The following is a 19034-nucleotide window of genomic DNA, read 5'->3' as shown; positions in this document are numbered from 1 at the left end:
TTGGCCTTGCGGCTTATGATGCTCTTATGGCGGCCCCACCAGGGCGTTGCGGTAGGCCTGCGAAGCATATTGTACGCCGCGATCGAGCGGCGGCTCGACACCATCAGATCGACGGCCTCGCGCCTGTACTCTTCTGTAAATGACGACGTGGATCTTCCATTCGACACCTCCAAGCTCAACGAGTCTACTACGGGTGTCCACTCATTCGGAGGAGGTTCACATGCGCCACGGTGCGTTTGGATAAAGGCCCAGGCGGCAAACTCAGGAGCGTGCCAAGTGACGGAACCTCTCGTTGATAGGACCGTCGGCCTGACTTCACTCCGTACTCTGCCGTCTGCGTGAAGTTGCCATTTGGAAAATATGCGGCAAGTTTAACAGCCCGCTAGATGGCGAATTCAGCTCGATAAGGCTAGCGACGACTTGGAAATAGTCCGAAGCGACCGCAGGCGATCGGCTGAAACCAACTACTAAATTCTTGGTAAGTTGGCCACCATGTCGGGGTTGACCTGGATTGCGGTTAAGTCCAAAAGCGACTATCTCGAAGGCGCTTAGGCGCTGTTGCGTTGATATCCAAGCGTGCGCGGTCGCTTCCAACTGATTGGACCGGGTTTACACATGCAAGAGAGGATTGCTCTGATAACCGGCGTGACCGGGCAAGACGGTGCCTATCTCGCCGAGTATCTTCTGTCGCTCGGCTACATCGTTCACGGCATCAAGCGCCGGTCGTCATCATTCAACACCGCGCGGGTCGATCATTTATATAGGGATCCTCACGTCGGGAATGTGCCGTTTTTGATGCACTATGGCGACATGACCGATTCATCCAATCTAATCCGCCTCGTGCAGCAGATCAGACCGACCGAGATTTACAATCTCGCAGCTCAGAGTCACGTTGCTGTTAGCTTCGAGAGCCCAGAATACACCGCAAACGCCGACGCAATCGGTGTGCTGCGTCTGCTTGAAGCAATCCGTACCCTTGGCTTAGAGAATGAGGCGCGGTTCTACCAAGCCTCTACCTCCGAGCTATACGGTCTCGTGCAAGAGATTCCGCAGAAGGAGAGCACGCCGTTTTATCCGCGCTCTCCTTACGGAGTAGCAAAACTCTACGGCTACTGGATCACAGTGAACTACCGCGAAGCCTACGGAATGTTTGCAAGCAACGGTATCTTGTTTAATCACGAGAGTCCGATCCGCGGCGAGACCTTTGTAACTCGCAAAATTACCCGCGGCGTCGCCCGCATTGAGATGGGTCTGGAAGAAACGCTCTATCTTGGAAATCTGGAGGCTAAACGTGACTGGGGCCATGCCAAGGACTACGTTGAGGGTATGCACTTGATCCTCCAAGCCGACAAGCCGGACGACTTTGTGCTCGCCACCGGGGAGATGCACTCGGTCCGCGAGATGGTCGAGCTGTCTTTTGCGCAAGTCGGCCGTCGTATCGCCTGGCGCGGGAAGGGCGTCGAGGAAATCGGGATCGACGAGACGAGCGGCAAGACGGTGGTGAAGATCGATCCGACCTATTTTCGCCCAACTGAAGTCGATCTCCTCGTGGGCGATGCGAGCAAAGCGCGTGAGAAGCTCGGCTGGAAGCCGAAACGAACCTTTTCCCAGCTTGTTGAGGAAATGGTAGCTAGCGATCTAGCCCAAGCAAAACGGAACGCCGGAAGTGGAACGCATACCGTTTGAGCTAAAAGGAAAGAACGTCTATGTCGCCGGTCATCGCGGCATGGTCGGCAGTGCGCTCTTACGCCGGCTCGCTCGAGAGGATGTTAGGCTTGTGACTGTCGACCGGCGCGAGGTCGATCTTTGCAATCAGGCTGTCGTGTTCGATTGGTTCGCAAAGACGAGGCCACAGATCGTGTTCCTTGGCGCCGCGAAGGTCGGAGGCATTGTCGCCAATGACACGTTGCGCGCCGAATTCATCTACGACAACATCGCGATCGCAGCGAACGTCATTCACGCCGCACATCTGAACGGTGTCGAGAAACTGATGTTTCTCGGCTCGTCCTGCATCTATCCAAGGCTCGCTGCCCAGCCGCTCCGGGAAGAGTCGATGCTTACGGGTCCGCTCGAGCCGACCAACGAACCCTATGCGATAGCCAAGATCGCTGGCATCAAAATGGCTGAGGCCTATCGCCATCAGTACGGGAGCGACTTCATCAGCGTGATGCCGACCAATCTCTACGGTCCCGGGGACAATTATCATCCACAATATAGCCACGTGGTCGCCGCCCTGATCCGGCGCTTCCATGAGGCGAAGGTCGCCGGCGCCCAAAGCGTTGCGGTCTGGGGCTCCGGTACGCCACGCCGCGAGTTCCTCTACGTCGATGACATGGCCGATGCGTGCGTACATTTGATGAAGACCTACTCCGCTGCCGAGCTGGTCAATATCGGAACCGGTGAGGATATCACGATTGCCAGCTTCGCCCGAGTGGTCGCGGACGTGATCGAGTATCGCGGCGAGATCACCTTCGACACCTCACGCCCCGATGGCACCCCGCGCAAGCTGCTCGACGTCAGCCGGCTTACTGGGCTGGGCTGGAAAGTGCAGACGTCGCTCGGTGAAGGACTGCGGCGGGCGTATGACGCGTTTCTGACGAACTTGCACTATGATCTCGTGCCAACTGACCATAGTTGAGCGTTGGCCTTAGATGGCGCCCTAACCTCTCTTATTGAGACGAAGCCTCATCGCGCGATCTCGCCCCGGCACCATTCACTATAGTGGACCGGCGAACATTGTTGATCTCCTTCAATAGCAATAGACGTCGAAGCTGTGCTCCATTCAGGAGTGATTCAAATAGCAGGATGATCTCGCGCGCCTGAACGTAAACCTCCATGCTAATGGCGTGCTGATCGAAGCCATGCGTTTCAAGGCGGGCTTCGATATCCCGTGCGGCAGAGGCATCCAGTTGCCAATCCAACGCGTTAGTCATGGTATAGGTCTCGGCAATATCCCGGAATTCCGGAATAACACCAGCGAGATCGACGCGGCGAAGCGTCATCTCGATAGCCTTCTGACGATAGGTGTTTAGGAGCCTGTGCCGCAGTACCCGGTAGCGCTGCATCTCCCACGAGAGTTCGGCAACGTCGATAGCGAGTAGCCACTCGACGGCAGATTGAGGATTTATATCGCAAAAGATCGCGGCCTGGACTGCATAATAGTGGTCAATGTTCTCTCCGGGCAGAAGTTGAGGCGGAGGACATAGTGCTTCAAATTGAGGCGGCAAGACACTTCGCAACCTCGGAGGTAGGTTGACGGGACCATTCATTAACCTTGCGCCTCAGACAGCGGATGGAGCGGCGGTAGAGCGACCGGTACACCATGTGTCACATGGATGGGGCTCGCATCCCAAAATTGCTTCGCAATGGGCAATGGTGAAATTTGCAGATTGGTCCACCAGGCTCTTTCGTCTCCGTTCCGGTGCAGGGATAGGTGATGGGATCGGCACAGCGGCACGGTAAACTCATCGCTGACTTTGCGTCCCAGGGTCCGCGGTTGAGCAAATTTCAAGTGATGCGCGTCAGCGGGGGTCTTCTGGCAGACCAAACAACCCTGGCTGCGAATGAAGCCGAGGTGATCCTTGCTTCGTCTCCGAGGCAGCTCTTTCGGGAAGGCGAGGCCGACCTCTGCTCGGGACGAGGCGTTGGCGGGTCCCTCAACTTCGCGCTGTCTGATCGCTGTCACGGGCTGTTGGTCTGCTAAATCGAGATCGGGAAGGGCGGCTTCCTCGAACCTCTTCTGGTAGGCGGCCTCGAGCAGGCGGGCGTCCGCCTCCAGAAGAGTGTTCTTGAGCGGGAGGCTGATCTTGGCCCAGGCGAGCAGGTCCTCGCCGCCTTCTCGCACGGCAAGCTCGCCCAAGAGCCGATCCAACAGCTCAGCGGAGCGGTCGGGCGGCAGGACGGGAGCTCGGTTCAGGACGCCTTTGTGCGGCTTGCCTTTCGGTCCTAGCTGGATCTGCGGTTCGATGGCAGCGGGAGACCCTGTCATGAGGTCCGGGGCGTCCAGATCGTCCTCCCCGGCGATGCCGACCAAGGCAAACAGCGCATAGCGGCGGGCGTAAGTCAGCGCCGCCCCCATCCGATGCGGCGCCTCGACCTCCTTGGAGGCGCAGACCGGGAGGTCCGAGGAGATCCACTCCCCTGAGGCGTGGGCTAGCAGGGTGGTGAGGTGAATTTGCCCGGTCGGCTGTTCGATCCGGGTGGTCTGGATCGTGGCGATCTCCTGCTGGCTCAGGGTCTTGCGGACGATGTCCAGACCAGAGGCCAACGAGGCGTAGCGGAAAGTCCGGTCCTCCTCGCGCGGGAAGGGCGACCTGATGACGGCCGTCAGGGTCTTCTCGGGATTCATCAGTTCAGCCTGGGCTCGGGCAAGGGCGGCCGCGATGGTCCCGATGCGCTCACTGGATTGGTGCATGGGACCCCTCCGCTGCTTGAGCCTCGAAGCTGATCGCACCCGACTTCGAACGCTTGGCCTTGATGCCGTGGCCGGTCGCCTCCTTGGCATCCTCCGGCATCAGCTTTTTCAGATCCGTTTTGGCCGTCTCGTGCTCGCCTTGGGCCTCGCGCGTCCGCAGATAGATCGCCGCCAGGTCAGCCCATTGGTTGGAGGTCGACATATCGACGACTTTCACCGCCTCGAGTCTTGGACGAGGTGTTTCGATATTGAAGAGGATCGGCGGCTCGCCGCTTTGGACACAACGCCAGAACTTCTTTTCGGCCGTGAGCAGGAGATGCTGATAGAGCGGATCGGCGTGAATTTTGATCTCGACCCATTTACCGCCGCCGGTGATGATCGAGAGAACGGCGCTGCGTGACGCGGTGACCCACATGTTGTGCTGCAGCTGGGCCATGTGCTTCTCGGCCGCAGCTTCCTCCGTAAAGGCCCAAGGCAGCATGAACTTGGCTTCGAAGACGGCACCGGTCTGCTCGACCGTCCCGTCCAACGTTGCCGCCATCCATTTATGGATGGGATGACGAACGCGCTTCTGAATGTCCTTAACCGTGTGGCCGCTCGCGCGTTGATACCAGGCGCGGTTCAAGACCTCCGTCACAGTTCCGAGCTGGACGATCAGATTGTCTGAGAGATCCTGCAATTCGATTTCGCCGCGCTTTTCCCGCCAAAGGCGGATGAGGTTCTCCTGATTATGTCCCATGATGATGCGGGCATCCGAACCACCGATGAAATGCCGTCGATCATTCGGATTGAAACGCATAATGGGATGCTGTGGCTCGGCCACGCCGTCACTCTGTAAGCTACGCACGGGTATCTCCTCCTCCAGGAACAGCGGCGCTCCTCGCCGCACTGCCTGAAGCCCCGCGTCCGCGGGGCGAGATACCGGCGCTGCCATTGCGCCCGGCCCGACTCAGTAACGCTCCGATCGCGGCGGAATGCCAGTCGTTTCTGCAGCAATCATATTGCTCATATCGTCTGTAAATTGGCGTCGCGATCGGCTATCCGGGCCCCTCCAGCGCAAATCGACAAATCGAAGCCAATGATACGGGCGAAAGTGCATCGGCGTCGCCTCAAGGTTGGCACTAACGCAGGGCTCCGGGTCTCCCTCCTGGGCGCGATCGGCCTCTTCCGCTAGTCCTTAACGTTGACCGGTGAGGTTAATCGCAGCTATCGTTTGTCGTCCCATCGCGCGGCCTGTAATTCCTTGAATTCCCAAGGGCAGGTCAGAATGCTTGATCGAACTGAGCAGAGCGATGAGCCGACTAGCCGGCAAAGGCGCATCGGCGACCATCTCTTGGCGTTTGTCTTCTTCGGGGCCGCCGGCCTGGCGATGATTGCTTGGATTGTGGCGCTTGGCTGGGTAGGTTTTCGTTTGATACTCTGGATTATTTCCTGAATTCGATTGTGCCTACCATGAACGACTTCGAAGGCCTTTCCGATCATTTCCTCCTGCGGATGTACGAGTTCATCCGAAACGAAGTTGTGGCCGACGCATTGGCTGGCACGAGCCTAGTCGGAGCCGCCGCGAGACAGCGGGCGGAGCGACTGTCCTCGGAGATCGAACGCCGCGAACTTCACTGCAAACGCATCGCGTGGTCCAAACGCACCGACATTAATAGTGGTGCAAGCGAGGTGCCCATTGAATCGCTGAAGACTTCCTCAACTTAAATTACTCGATGCGTACCGCGTGCCGACCGGGTTCGTTGCGAGCGCAGAGGCAAGTGTCGGTGCAGTCCGTTTAGCACTTAGCGAAAGCGCCGGAACCCAGGATCCACACTGAAAGCGTGCGACCTGGCTAGGTCGGAACGCGAGGCGCCGTACGATCCGATTTTATGCGACACACATCCACGGTCGCTCCCGTAGAGCAGACATCAGAGAACGCAGCCTCATGACGTCACAACGAAAGATCGAAACAAACAGGCTGAACGCCAAACGAAGCACAGGGCCCAAGACAAACACGGGAAAAGCGAAGTCGAGCCGCAATGCCCGTCAACATGGGCTCTCGCGCGTGAAGGCGGAACGTGATGCTAGCTCCAGCTGCTTAGGGCGGGCGATCACGGCAGGCTTGGCGCAGCAAAACAGCTCGTTGAGCATTGATGATCTTGTCCGTGCCAATCTGTGGCTGGGTCGCATCCGCCAAGCCCGTTATGACATGCTCATTGCGTTGCTGGAATGCCCGATCCCGAAGCTGGCGAAGCGGCTTGCTGGACTGGAACGCTATGAGAGAGAGGCCCGGGCTGCGCAACGGCGTGTCCTGAAACGCTTGTTGGACTAGGGATCACAAGAGGGTGGGCGCTGTAGCATCGTGACGCCGTCCGACTTTGTAGATGAGCTGGTCGATCTCCATTGAGACCTGAATTGCCTCAACCACCCGGCTCGCCTCTGCGCAGGCCTGTGCCGCCCGGCGTTCTTTTTGGCCCTTCAGCTTGGCAACGGATTTCGCAGAACATGATTTGATGGCTTCATCAACGGTTCCGCTTTCATAGAAGTCGGACTTCGCTGACCAATTCGCTCGTCGCATGCGCTCCGGTCGTTACAGAAATCCAGCCATTTCAGAGCAACCCTGTGGCTCCCCGAGGGATCATCGGAGCACATCCTAAGCTTAGGAGAATTGGACCCATAGTGCATCGCGTACGGACTGTCTCTGAGGATGTCTTATGTCGCTGAAATAGTGCCATGGCGTGGAACGCAGGTCTTCAACGCGGGAGCGGCTATGTCCACTTCGTGTAGTGTCGTTTGATGATAGGGATTTTGACAAACACCAATTTTAAAATGTCGACTCCAACTGATCGGCGATTTCAATCCGACGACATTAAGCTTGTTTGCTCACCCTAAGGCAGCTTCCAGATTGACGAGCACTGTCTGGCCTCGCAGAGTGAGTCCAACGAAAATTGGAGCGGGGGGTGCGGTGCTTGTCGAGCCTTTCATCAGCGACATCTACGAAGCGGCGATCGTTCCCGAAAAATGGCAAGGCGTTTTAGACCGGCTGGCTGAACTTGCCGATGCCGAGGGTACATTGCTGTTCGCTGCCGGTCCGGGCGTACCGCGATGGGTCTCTTCCGCCGCGATCGAGCATGTGGTTGTTGAGTGGACTCGAAGCAAATGGTTTCTCGACAATCCACGTGGTAAACGGCTCGTTCCGCTGAATGAGCCGAGGTTCTTGACCGACTTCGACGCCTTGACTATCGAAGAGATCGAAGCGTCAGCCTACTATACCGAACTTCTCCGGCCACGCGGACTGGGTTGGTGCGTCGGCACGTCGATCCGGTCGCCATCGGGCGACACACTCGTATTCTCGATCGAAAAGGCAAACATGAAGGGGCCAGTTCCGCGTGAGGTGGCGGCTCGGCTTGACGAGTTACGTCCGCACCTGGCGCGTGCCGCGTTACTTTCCGCGCGATTGGGGCTCGACCGCGCCGCTACTACGGTCGCCACCCTTGAAATGATTGGCCTGCCCGCTGCCGCGGTCACAGACTCGGGAAAAGTCGTTGCCGTTAACGCCGGCCTGTCGCATCAGGGGTCCGGCATTGAGGTTGCCGCCAACGACATGATCCGGCTGGCGAGCCCGGCGGCGCAAGAAATGCTGATGCAGGCGATTGCGCGAAACAGTGCGTCCGCGCGAAGTTTGGGCCGATCAATTCCGGTCGGTGCAACTAAGCGGGCGCCGCCGTCGGTCGTACATGTCTTGCCGCTGCGCGGTGCGGGTCTAGATATTTTTAGCGGCGCGATATCGATCGTTTTCGTGACGCCCGTGGTACCGAACAGTAGTTTCGCACCTGAGTTGCTGGGAGCCTTGTTTGATCTCAGTCCCGCCGAAGCGCGCATCGCCAGCCAGTTGACCGATGGCAGCTCAATCGAAGAAATCGCGATCTCGACGGGACTGTCGCACAACACGATCAGGAGCCAGCTCAAGTCCGTTTTTTCAAAGACCGGCGTGCAACGGCAGGCGGAGCTTGTCAGCCTATTGGGTGAAACGATCAATTTGCCCGGATGACGATAGCAATGTCTTTGCGGCACAACTTATGATAAAATTCCTGACCCAAATGGGTGAAGATTGCCGTGTAACTACCGATGCTTGGTCGCTTGACGCGAACGTCGGGCTGATGAATATAGCGGCGATTGCAAATACCTAATGGATCATTAACCGGCACTTAGCGCACCGACCTAGCCCAATTCCATCCGAAATGGCCAAGGCGAAATAGCAGTGAATCTGCCAGGGGGAGCCATGTCTGAAACAGCCGCAATTGGCTGCGTGGTAATTGTTGCGTGGGCGAGAAAACGTCTGTTCGGACCACGCAATCACACCCGAGGCTATGTCGCGTACTGCTCGAGTGCCGGGCGCGCGATTCTCGGCGGGCTCTTGATTTGCGCTCCTGCGATTCCGGCGATGTCAATTCAAACTATTCAGCATGATCTAGGCTGAACGTAAAAGCGAAAGCCGGATCTGTATTCACCGCTCGCGACGGCGGGATTTCGAGATGGTCGACATGTTTTCGCGGGCTGTGATGCCCTCGGTCCGAAATATATTGGCATGGGAGAATTTCGATGACGGTCAAAAAGACTTCGAATGGATTTGTTTCGACCGAGACGGGCGACGCAACGGTCGAGCAATTCTTCGATCTTGATTGGCGCTTTGAAGGGGCTGCAGTAATTTCGGTCAATGGCGAATTCACCACGACGCAACACTTTGATTCGGATTGGTCATTCGCTTCGGCAGACGTCCAGTCGACATCGAGCGGTACTAGCACCGTGCAGCATTTCGATTCCAATTGGCATTTCACGGGTGCGACGGCGACAACCGTCAACGGCGATTCCAAGACGATCCTGCAATTCGATTCCAACTGGTCGTTTGTCTCCGCAGACGTGGAGTCGGCCTCGAACGGAGCCAGCTTAATTCAGCATTTCGACGCCAGCTGGCAATTCTTGGGAGCGACCTCCGTAACCATAGACGGTGATTCGACGACAACCCAACAATTCGATGCTAGTTGGCATTTCCTAGGCGCCACCTCGATCACCATCAATGGCGGCTCCAAGACGACGCAGCACTTCGATTCACATTGGTCGTTCATGTCGGCGGACGTTGAGTCCATGTCGAAGGGAACGAGCACGGTTCAGCACTTCGATGCCGATTGGCACTTTCTCGGGGCGACGACCACAAGGGTGGATGGCGGGTCTACGACAACCCAACAGTTCGATCACAATTGGTCGCTCACCTCAGCGGACGTGCAGACCAGTTCGCACGGCAGCACAACCGTTCAGCACTTCGACGCGCATTGGCAATTCCAGGGCGCGACCTTCACGTATTCGGAGGGGGACAACCACTGGACTCAATCGTTCGGCTCAAACTGGGAATTCAAAGGCGCCACGGTCGATACCAACCACATTGCCAATTCGCCCTATGTTTCGACTCATGAGACGTTCGACGCCAGTTGGCAGCCTGTGGAGTGGACGGCCTATGATTCGGCCGGCAATGTCGTCGATCACATCGATTTTTACGCGAACCATGTGGCCGTGATCGGTGGGACGGCGTCTGGAGAGGTGACGGAGGATTTCGCCTTATCGAACGGCTATCTTGTGGCCGGCGGCTCGCTGAACATTGCGGATCCCGACTCCGGCGAGTCCGAGTTTGTCGCGCAATCCGACAAGAGCAGTTCATACGGCCACTTCTCGATTTCTTCAGACGGCCACTGGACCTATGTGGCCGACGATAGCCAAGCTGCGATTCAGCAACTTCGAGCCGGAGAAACCCTTACGGATAGCTTTACGGTCACGTCGATCGACGGCTCCGCCCATCAGGCTGTGTCGGTTACAATTCACGGCGCCGATGACGCTGCTGTCATATCCGTTCCGACTCAGAACGATGTCACCGAGGACGCAAGCGTCGGGAAGCTGTCGGTCTCAGGCCAATTGACGGTCACCGACGCCGATCACGATCAGCCCTTCTTCAGTACCGTCGTCATTCCCGCCCCGGGAAACCTTGGCCTCCTGACAATCAGCGCCGATGGCGAATACACCTACAGCGTCGACAACGCGGCGGTTCAGGGCCTGGCCGCAGGCGAAGTCAAGGTCGAGACCTTCACGGTTTCATCGATCGACGGCACCACCAAGCCGGTTTCGTTCACCATCCACGGTACCCAGGACGCGCCGGTGCTGAACGTCGCGACCGCCGCCGGACAAGCCGACGACGCCCAGATCGCGCTTCACATCGACGCCCACACGATCGAGAGCGGCACGCTCGGCATCGTCGTCATCACCGGGATTCCGGACACCTTCACGCTCAACCACGGCGTCTTCGTGCTCGACGGCGCCGGGGACGGGCACTGGGAAGTCCCCTCCGACTTCAATACGCTGTCCACGCTAGCGCTCGTTCCGGGACCGGACGCCCAAGCCGGGACGCTGACGCTGCACGTTTCCGTGGCCTCGATCGAAGGCGGCCATCAGGCCGTCGCGAACGCTCCCCTGACCGTCGACGTCACGGGAAGCGAGCATGCGGTCAGCCAGCGCGCGGTCGACGGCTACATCGCCGGCGCCTTCGTGTTCGCCGACGCCAACGACAACGGCAAGTTCGACGACGGCGAGGCCTCGGCGACGACCGGTTCCGACGGTAGCTTTACGCTCCACAATGCCCACGGCACCCTGATCATGACCGGCGGCATCGACGTCTCCACCGGACTTGCCTTCAACGGCACCCTCAAGGCGCCGGAGGGCTCGACCGTCGTCACGCCGCTGACGACCCTCGTCGCCTCGGTGATCGCCTCGGCGGCCGCCGCCGGTAGTCCCGTGTCGACCACCGCGGCGACGACGCAGGTGGCCGCCGCCTTCGGCATTGATCCGACCGCGATCGATATCAACCATTTCGACCCGGTGTCGGAGGCAGCCTCCGGCACCGCCGGTGCGCAGAACGTGCTGTCGGCCGGAGTCCAGGTCCAAAGCACCGTCGCGCAGATTTCCGCGGTCGGCGCTTCGCAGACCGACGTCTTCAGCGCCATCGCCGGCGCCATAACCACGGCCAACACAGGCACGGGAACCGGCGTCATCGACCTCAGTGTCCCGGATACGGTCGCTGTGATCGTTTCCGACTCCGGCGTCAACGGCGCGGCCGCCGATCTGGTCACCAGCACGGTCAGCGCGGCCAACGACAGCATCCAGTCGGCCACCACCGTTACGCAGATAGCCCAGGCCGGACAGGTCGCGCAGGGCGCAGCCGCCGCGGACCTCGCCAGCGCGGCCGCCGGCCAGTTCGATGCCCAGGCGGTGGCGGCGATCCAGAGCACTTACGCCGACCCCACCGCACTGGCGGCCCAGGTTGCAGCCGCCCATGTGGCCGTCCTTCCTCCCGTGGTCGGAACTTCGGGCGGCGACCTCCTGGCCGGAACGCCGGACATCGACACCATCGACGGCCGCGAAGGCAACGACCAGATATCCGGCGGCGACGGAGCGGACGTGCTGCTCGGCGGAGCGGGCAACGACCGGCTGACCGGCAACGCCGGCAATGACCGCATCGACGGCGGCCAAGGCTTCGACCGCGCGATTTATTCCGACGCGACCGGAGGCGTGACCATCGACATGGCGGCCGGCAAGGCCTCCGGCGCCGGCGTCGACAGCGACGCTCTGACCAACGTCGAAGGTATCGTCGGCAGCGGTTTTGCCGACACCTACAATGCGGCGGGCTTCACCGGCGATTCCGGGGTGGCCGGCACTCCCGTGGGCTTCAACGAGTTCGAGGGCGGTGCGGGCAACGACGTCGTCACCGGCACCGTCAACGCGCTCGGGGTCGCCCTGACGCGCATCTCCTATGTCAGCGCCACCTCCGGCGTCACCGTGGACATCCAGGCGGGGTTCGCCGACGGCGACGCGTCCGTCGGCCACGACACGTTCGGAACCGCGGGGATCAACGGCGCTTGGGGCTCCAGCCATAACGACACCCTGCTGGGCAGCGCCAACCCGAACGGTAGCGTCGAGGTGTTCGCGGGCATGGCCGGCGACGACCTCATCGACGGACGCGGTGGCTTCGACCGCGCCGACTACAACACTGATCCGGCCACCACCACGGGCGTCGTCGTCCACATGGCGGCCGGCACGGTCACGGGCGACGCCACCGTCGGCAACGACACGCTCCGCTCCGTCGAGGCGGTCCGCGGCACCAACTTCGCCGATACCTACGACGCGGCGGGTTTCGGCACGTCGGGATTCAACATCGGCTCCAACGGCACCTTCAACGAGTTCACCGGCAACGGCGGCAACGACCTCATCACCGGCAACGGCAACACCCGCATCAGCTTCAACAACGCCACCGCGGGCGTCACCGTCGATTTCCAGGCAGGCTCCGCCTCCGGAGATGCTTCCGTCGGCACCGACACCTTCACCGGCGTCAACGCCGTGCAGGGCTCGAACTTCGCGGACTCGCTGAAGGGCGACGGCGCCAACAACACGTTCACCGGCAACGGCGGCGATGATTTCATCGACGGGCGCGGCGGCTTCGACGTCGCCAGCTACAACAACAGCTACTTCGTGACGGGAGGAGTGACGGTCGACATGGCGGCCGGCACCGCCCAGGGCGACGCCTCCATCGGCAACGACACGCTGCGCTCGATCGAGGGCGTGCAGGGCACCGGATACGCCGACACCTACACCGCAGTCGGCTACGGCGTGGCCGGGTCCGGGGCCTCGAACATCGGCAACAACGGCACCTTCAACCAGTTCGAAGGCGTCGGCGGCAACGACCTCATCACCGGCAACGGCAACACCCGCGTCATCTACGGCAGCGCGGCCGCGGCCGTCACGGTGGACCTGACGCTCGGAACCGCCCACGGCACCGCCGCAGGCGACCTGGCCGGCATCGGCACCGACGCTTTCACCGGCGTCTTCAGCGCCACGGGATCGGCCTTCGACGACACCCTGATCGGCGACGCGAACAGCAACATGTTCGTGGGCGGCGGAGGCAACGACGCCATCGACGGTGGCGCGGGCGGCGATGTCGCCATCTACAACAACGGGCGCGGGGCTTACTCCGTCGCGATCAACGCCGCCGGCGTGGTCACCGTGAGCGACCTGACGGCCAACCGCGACGGGGTCGATACGCTCACGAACGTGGAAATGCTGCAGTTCACCAATTCCAACGTCCTCGTCGCGTCCGGCAGTCAGGCCGCTCCGATCGACCTTTCCGACGGCAGACTGTTCTTCAACGCAGGCGCAAATCCCCTCGTTTCGGTGACGGGGGTTGGAATCGACGACTACGTCAAGATCAACCAGGGTCTGTCCGGACATCAGATCGATCTCGGATCCGGCGCCAACGACACGGTCATGCTGGGCGTGACCGGGGGCTATAACCTCAGCCTCGTGGGCGTCGAGAAAATCGTCGGAACGGGCGGCAACGACACCATCAACCTGGCGACGGTCGCCAACGGACTCTCCGTCGACACGGGCGGCGGCGCCGATTTCGTGAACCTCGCCTCGGGCGCCAACACCATCGCCGTCATCGGCACCGCGACCGTCCTGACCAACGATTTCGCCGCACCTTCCAACGACGTCCTGACCCTGAGCAACAACGTCGCCGGCGTCAACATCAACCTGCAGCAGGGCATCAACACGCTGAATCTCGCATCCGGCGCGAATTCGTTCGGAAACGTGTTCAGCGTCGACACCATCAACGGCTCCGGATCCGACGATACCCTCGTCGTCGCTGGCGGACTTGGTACCTTCACCGACGATCTGTCGATCGACCTCAAGGGGGGCAGCGATACGCTGCAGTTCGGGGGCCAGTATCTCTCGGCGTCGCTTCAAGGCGTCGAACACCTCGTCGGCAGTGCCGGAGACGACTCCTACGTCCTGAAAAACATCCAGGACGGCCTGACGGTCGACCTCGGCGGCGGAAACAACCATCTGACCGTCGCATCCGGCAGCAATTCGATCGCGGTCACCAACGTACAGAGCATCGGATCCGCGGATTTCTTCGGCGGCACCGCGCCTGCCTCGAACGACACGTTGAAGCTGCTCAACGACGTTTCCGGCGCCATTATCGACCTGGCCCAGGGCGACAACACCCTGAACCTGGCGGCCGGCACCAACTCGATCACCACCTACAACGTCCAGCACGTCAACGGCAGCGCGTCCGACGACGTGCTGACCATGTTCGACGCCGGAGGCGCCGCCGTCGACCTCGGCGCCGGGAATGACACCCTGAATCTCGTCGGAGCCTCCAGCGTCACCATCACGAACGTCGAGCACGTCAACGGCGGAGCCTTCACCGATTTCATCACGGTGACCGGCCCCGTCGGCGCCACCGTCACCGGGGGAGGAAGCGCGGACTTCATCACCGCGGGCGCCGGCAACGACGTCATCCGCTACACCGACGCGTCCGAGTCGTCGTCGGGTTACGCACTCGACACCGTGACGAACTTCGACGCCGCGCACGACCAATTCCTGCTCGATAACGTCGCGGGCACCGCCGGCCAGGTGCATTTCATGGTCTCAGGGGTGCTCGACGGCTCCGCGGCGACGCCACGCGCCGAAGCCATTCTCGTCGATGTCGGCGGACAGCAGCAGATACAGATCGACGTCAACGGCGACGGAGTGATTGACACGAACGACATTTCCGTCATCGTGAACGGCCTCAGCGGGACCCTGGGCGACGCCAACTTCGCCGTCATCACCCCGAACCACGCGCCGACCGACATCCTGCTGTCGGGCGCCGCAATCGTCCCCGAGAACAGCGCACCGGGATCGGTGGTCGGCCTGCTCTCCGACATGGATCCGGATGCGGGCGACGGCGCCACTTACGCCTTGACCAGCAACCTCGGCGGCCTGTTTGCCATCGTCAACGGCAACCAGATCGTCACCACCGCGCCGCTCGATTTCGAACAGGCCGCATCCCACCAGGTCACCGTCCAGGTGACCGATACGGCCGGCGCCACCTTCAGCAAGAACTTCCAGATCGGCGTCACCAACGTCAACGAGGCGCCGACCGACGTCACGCTGAGCAACAATACGGTCGCGGAAAACAGCGCGGCCAACGCCGTCGTCGGCTTCCTGACCGCCGTCGACCCGGACGCAGGAAGCACGGCAACCTATGAGATGATCTACGATGGCGGCGGGCTGTTCAGCCTGGTCGGTAACCAGGTGGTCACCACGGGTCCGCTGGACTTCGAGCAGGCGGCCTCCCACCAGATCACGGTGCGCGCCACCGATGCCGGCGGCCTCTCGGTCGACCGGACCTTCACGATCTCCACCACCAACGTCAACGAGGCCCCGACGGCGGTCCTGCTGTCGAATTCCTCGGTCGCCGAGAACAGCGCAGCCAACACGGTCGTCGGGGCGCTTTCCGCGCTCGATCCCGACGCTAGCGACAGCGCCACCTTCACGCTGACCAGCAATCCCGGTGGCTTGTTCGCGATTCTAAACGGCAACCTCGTCACCGCGGCCCCGCTGGACTTCGAGCAGGCGACGTCCCACTCCGTCACGGTGCGCGCCACCGACGCCGGCGGACTCACCCACGATACGACCTTCGCGATCGCGACCACCAACATCAACGAAGCCCCGACCGACATCTCGCTGTCGAACACCGTCATCCCGCAGGGAACCGCCAGCGGCACCGTTGTCGGCACCCTCTCCGCGCTCGACCCGGACGCAGGCGATACCTTCAGCTACACGCTGACCGACAACGCGGGTGGCCAGTTCGGCATCAGCGGTGGCAACATCGTCGTCACGAGCCCGCTGACCACCGGCACGGAGCAGATCACGGTTGTCGCCACCGACGCCGGTGGCCTCTCGTTCCAGAAGACCATCGGGATCACCGTCAACGGCGGTGCCCTCGTGGTCGGCACTTCAGGGCCGGACACCCTCACCGGCACCACCAGCGATGATACCATCCAGGGCCTCGAGGCCAACGACCGCCTGCAGGGACTCGCGGGTAATGACATCCTCGACGGCGGCCAGGGCTTCGACCGCGCGGTCTACACCGAGGCGGCTTCAGCCATCACCGTCAACCTTGCTGCCGGCACCGTAACCGGCGGCTCCGGGTCAGACACGTTGATCGGCATCGAAGGCATCGTCGGCAGCGAAAATGCCGATACGTTCGACGCCACTGGATTTGCCGGAGACACCGGCATTCTCGGCACCCAGATCGGCTTCAACGAGTTCGAGGGCCGCGGCGGCGCCGACATCATCAGCGGCGCCTTCAACAGTCAGGGCGCGATGCTGACGCGGATATCCTACGCCAACGCGACCGGAAGCGTCACGGTCGACCTCCAGGCCCACAGCGCAACCGGAGATTCAACGGTCGGCACCGACATTCTCGTCGGATCCGGGTTTGCCGGCGTCGTCGGTTCCGCAGGTGCCGACACGCTGCTTGGAAGCAACAATGCCAACGGGACCGTCGAGATCTTCGACGGCCGCGCCGGCGCCGACCTCATCAACGGTCGCGGTGGATTTGACCGCGCCGATTACAGCAACGATCCGGGCACGGCCTCGGGCATCACCGTGAACATGGCCGCCGGAACCGTGACCGGTGACGGCACTGTCGGCACCGACACGCTGCGCTCCGTGGAATCGGTGCGCGGGACCAACAAGGCCGACAGCTATGACGCCACTGGCTTCTCTGGCACAAGCGGGTCTAACCTGGGCTCCAACGGAACCTTCAACGAGTTCGTCGGCATGGGCGGCGACGACAACATCATCGGCAACAACAATACCCGGATTTCCTACATCAACGCCACCGGGGGCGTCGTCGTTGACATGCAGACCGGCGCCACACCCCAAACGGGCACCGCCGATGGCGATGCTTCGACGGGGCACGACACCTTTAGCGGCGTCAACAACGTCCAAGGCTCGATGTTCAACGACACGATCTTCGGCAGCAACATCGCGAGCACCGAGACCTTCTACGGCGGTGCCGGCAACGACGCGATCGACGGCCGCGGCGGCTTCGATCTCGCCACCTACAACAACATCTACTTCTCGACCGGCGCCATCACCGTCAACATGGGGGCAGGCACCGTGACCGGAGACGCCTCGGTCGGCACCGACACGCTGCGGTCGATCGAAGCAGTCCAGGGCACCAACTTCAACGATACGTTCAACGCCAGCACCTACGGCACCGGCACCGCGCTCAATATCGGCAACAACGGCACCTTCAGCCAGTTCGAGGGTCTCGGTGGCAACGACGCCATCACCGGCAACGGCAACACCCGGGTCATCTACTCGAGCGCCGCAGAAGCGGTCAGCATCAATATGGCGGCCGGCACCGCCAGCGGCGGCGCCTCGGTCGGAAACGACACCTTCACCGGGGTCAACAGCGCTACCGGCAGCAACTTGGCCGACACCTACGTCGCCACGGGCTTCGTCGATACCGGAGCCTTCAGTTCCGGCACCTTCAACCTGTTCGAAGGACTGGGCGGCGCCGACACCATCACCGGCAACGGCAGCACCCGCATCGCCTATACCCAGGCCGCGTCCGGCGTCTCGGTCGATCTGTCGGGCGCAACTGGGAACGCCCACAGCATCGCGGCCTCCGACGGCGCCGGGATCGGCGTCGACACCATCCTCGGCGGCGTCAACTCGGTCCAGGGATCAAACGGCGCCGACATCATCACCGGCGGATCCGGCAACGAATTTTTCTTCGGAGGCGCCGGTGCCGACACCCTCAACGGCGGCGGTGGCAACGACACGCTCACCGGCCAGGGCGGTAACGACGCCCTCGACGGCGGCACCGGCACCGACATGGCGTCCTTCACCGGCAGCCGCGGCCAGTACACCGTTTCAACCAACGGCACCACAGGCGTCACCACGGTCACCGACGCCCAGGGCGCGGCGCGCGACGGCGTCGACACCCTGACCACCATCGAGGTCCTGCAGTTCAGCGACGCCACCGTTATGCTGACCGCCGGAACAGCCTTGAACCCGGTCGATATCTCAGCCTTCAACCTCGGCGCCGGCCAGATCCTGGGGACCGGAGCGGACGACTTCCTGGCGGTCGGAGGCAACGCGTTCGGCCACCAGATCGACCTCGGAGCCGGCAACAACGACACCGTAAGCCTCGCTTCCCCGAACTTCTATCAGTTGAACCTTGTGAACGTGGAACACGTCACGGGAACCACCGGAAACGACAACGTCAATCTGGTCAACAATGCCGCGGGCCTCGTGGTGGACCTCGGCGACGGCACCGACAACATGACGCTGGCCGGAGGCCTCAATTCGCTGAGCGTGACGAACGTCGAGATACTCACCACCACCGACTTCAGCGGGACGGCCGTCAACGACACGCTGACGCTGCAGAACAACATCAGCGGCGGCATGAACGTCAACCTGGGCCTGGGCGACAACACCCTGAACCTTGCCGCCGGCAGCAACTCGTTTAACGAACTGTTCGGCATCCAGCACGTCAACGGCACGGCATCCGACGATGTCCTGACCGTGGCCAACAGCTACTTCACCTTCGACAACAACGGTATCATCGACCTGGCCGGCGGCAACAACACGCTGAATTTCGGCGGCGGCGGCTTCTCGATGACCGCCCTGAACATCCAGCATATCGTCGGCAACAGTCTCGACAACATCGTGACCCTTCAACAATGACCTTGCCGGC

General features: G+C 61.4%; 11 protein-coding genes. 7 read left to right on the top strand and 4 right to left on the bottom strand.

Annotated features, from left to right (window positions below):
• The first annotated feature begins 615 nt into the window (after positions 1-615).
• Positions 616-1686: a GDP-mannose 4,6-dehydratase gene (gmd, locus tag IVB40_RS28360; RefSeq protein ID WP_247816971.1), complete on the top strand. Its 1071-nt coding sequence runs from the start codon at positions 616-618 to the stop codon at positions 1684-1686.
• On the top strand, positions 1667-2638 hold the full coding sequence (locus IVB40_RS28355) for a GDP-L-fucose synthase (protein WP_256468204.1): 972 nt from the start codon (positions 1667-1669) through the stop codon (positions 2636-2638). Before gmd ends, IVB40_RS28355 begins: the two co-directional genes overlap by 20 nt.
• Positions 2639-2669: 31 nt before the next feature.
• Here IVB40_RS28355 and IVB40_RS28350 read toward each other — a convergent pair whose 3' ends face one another.
• The 3 genes from IVB40_RS28350 to IVB40_RS28340 are packed head-to-tail and all read right to left on the bottom strand — an operon-like array spanning position 2670 to position 5261.
• Entirely contained in the window at positions 2670-3227 is a 558-nt protein-coding gene (locus IVB40_RS28350) for a hypothetical protein (protein WP_247816970.1), read from the bottom strand.
• A gap of 41 nt (positions 3228-3268) precedes the next feature.
• A complete protein-coding gene (locus tag IVB40_RS28345; protein WP_247816969.1) occupies positions 3269-4414 on the bottom strand; it encodes an ERF family protein in 1146 nt (381 codons plus the stop codon).
• Entirely contained in the window at positions 4398-5261 is an 864-nt protein-coding gene (locus IVB40_RS28340) for a YqaJ viral recombinase family protein (RefSeq protein ID WP_247816968.1), read from the bottom strand. The genes IVB40_RS28345 and IVB40_RS28340 overlap by 17 nt, the downstream gene beginning before the upstream one ends.
• 420 nt (positions 5262-5681) lie before the next feature.
• Between IVB40_RS28340 and IVB40_RS28335 the strand changes: the two genes are divergently transcribed.
• The 3 genes from IVB40_RS28335 to IVB40_RS28325 all read left to right on the top strand — a co-directional run bounded on the left by IVB40_RS28335 (position 5682) and on the right by IVB40_RS28325 (position 6728).
• Positions 5682-5849: a hypothetical protein gene (locus IVB40_RS28335; RefSeq protein ID WP_247816967.1), complete on the top strand. Its 168-nt coding sequence runs from the start codon at positions 5682-5684 to the stop codon at positions 5847-5849.
• Positions 5850-5866: 17 nt separating this feature from the next.
• Positions 5867-6121, top strand: coding sequence for a hypothetical protein (locus IVB40_RS28330; protein WP_247816966.1), 255 nt, complete (start codon positions 5867-5869; stop codon positions 6119-6121).
• Between the two features lie 220 nt (positions 6122-6341).
• Positions 6342-6728 (top strand): hypothetical protein, encoded by a 387-nt coding sequence (locus tag IVB40_RS28325; RefSeq protein ID WP_247816965.1) that lies wholly within the window; start codon positions 6342-6344, stop codon positions 6726-6728.
• Positions 6729-6731: 3 nt separating this feature from the next.
• On the opposite strand, the gene IVB40_RS28320 is transcribed toward IVB40_RS28325, so the two are convergent.
• On the bottom strand, positions 6732-6974 hold the full coding sequence (locus IVB40_RS28320; RefSeq protein WP_247816964.1) for a hypothetical protein: 243 nt from the start codon (positions 6972-6974) through the stop codon (positions 6732-6734).
• A gap of 387 nt (positions 6975-7361) precedes the next feature.
• Here IVB40_RS28320 and IVB40_RS28315 point away from each other — a divergent pair, with 387 nt between their 5' ends.
• Both IVB40_RS28315 and IVB40_RS28310 read left to right on the top strand, forming a co-directional pair.
• Positions 7362-8447: a helix-turn-helix transcriptional regulator gene (locus tag IVB40_RS28315; RefSeq protein WP_247816963.1), complete on the top strand. Its 1086-nt coding sequence runs from the start codon at positions 7362-7364 to the stop codon at positions 8445-8447.
• Positions 8448-8998: 551 nt separating this feature from the next.
• The gene (locus IVB40_RS28310) at positions 8999-19024 is read left to right on the top strand and encodes a VCBS domain-containing protein (RefSeq protein WP_247816962.1); all 10026 of its coding nucleotides are present in this window, start codon (positions 8999-9001) and stop codon (positions 19022-19024) included.
• Positions 19025-19034 lie beyond the last annotated feature (10 nt).

Source organism: Bradyrhizobium sp. 40 (assembly GCF_023100925.1).
Lineage (GTDB): Bacteria > Pseudomonadota > Alphaproteobacteria > Rhizobiales > Xanthobacteraceae > Bradyrhizobium.
This window is presented reverse-complemented; position numbering and strand designations above follow the sequence as displayed.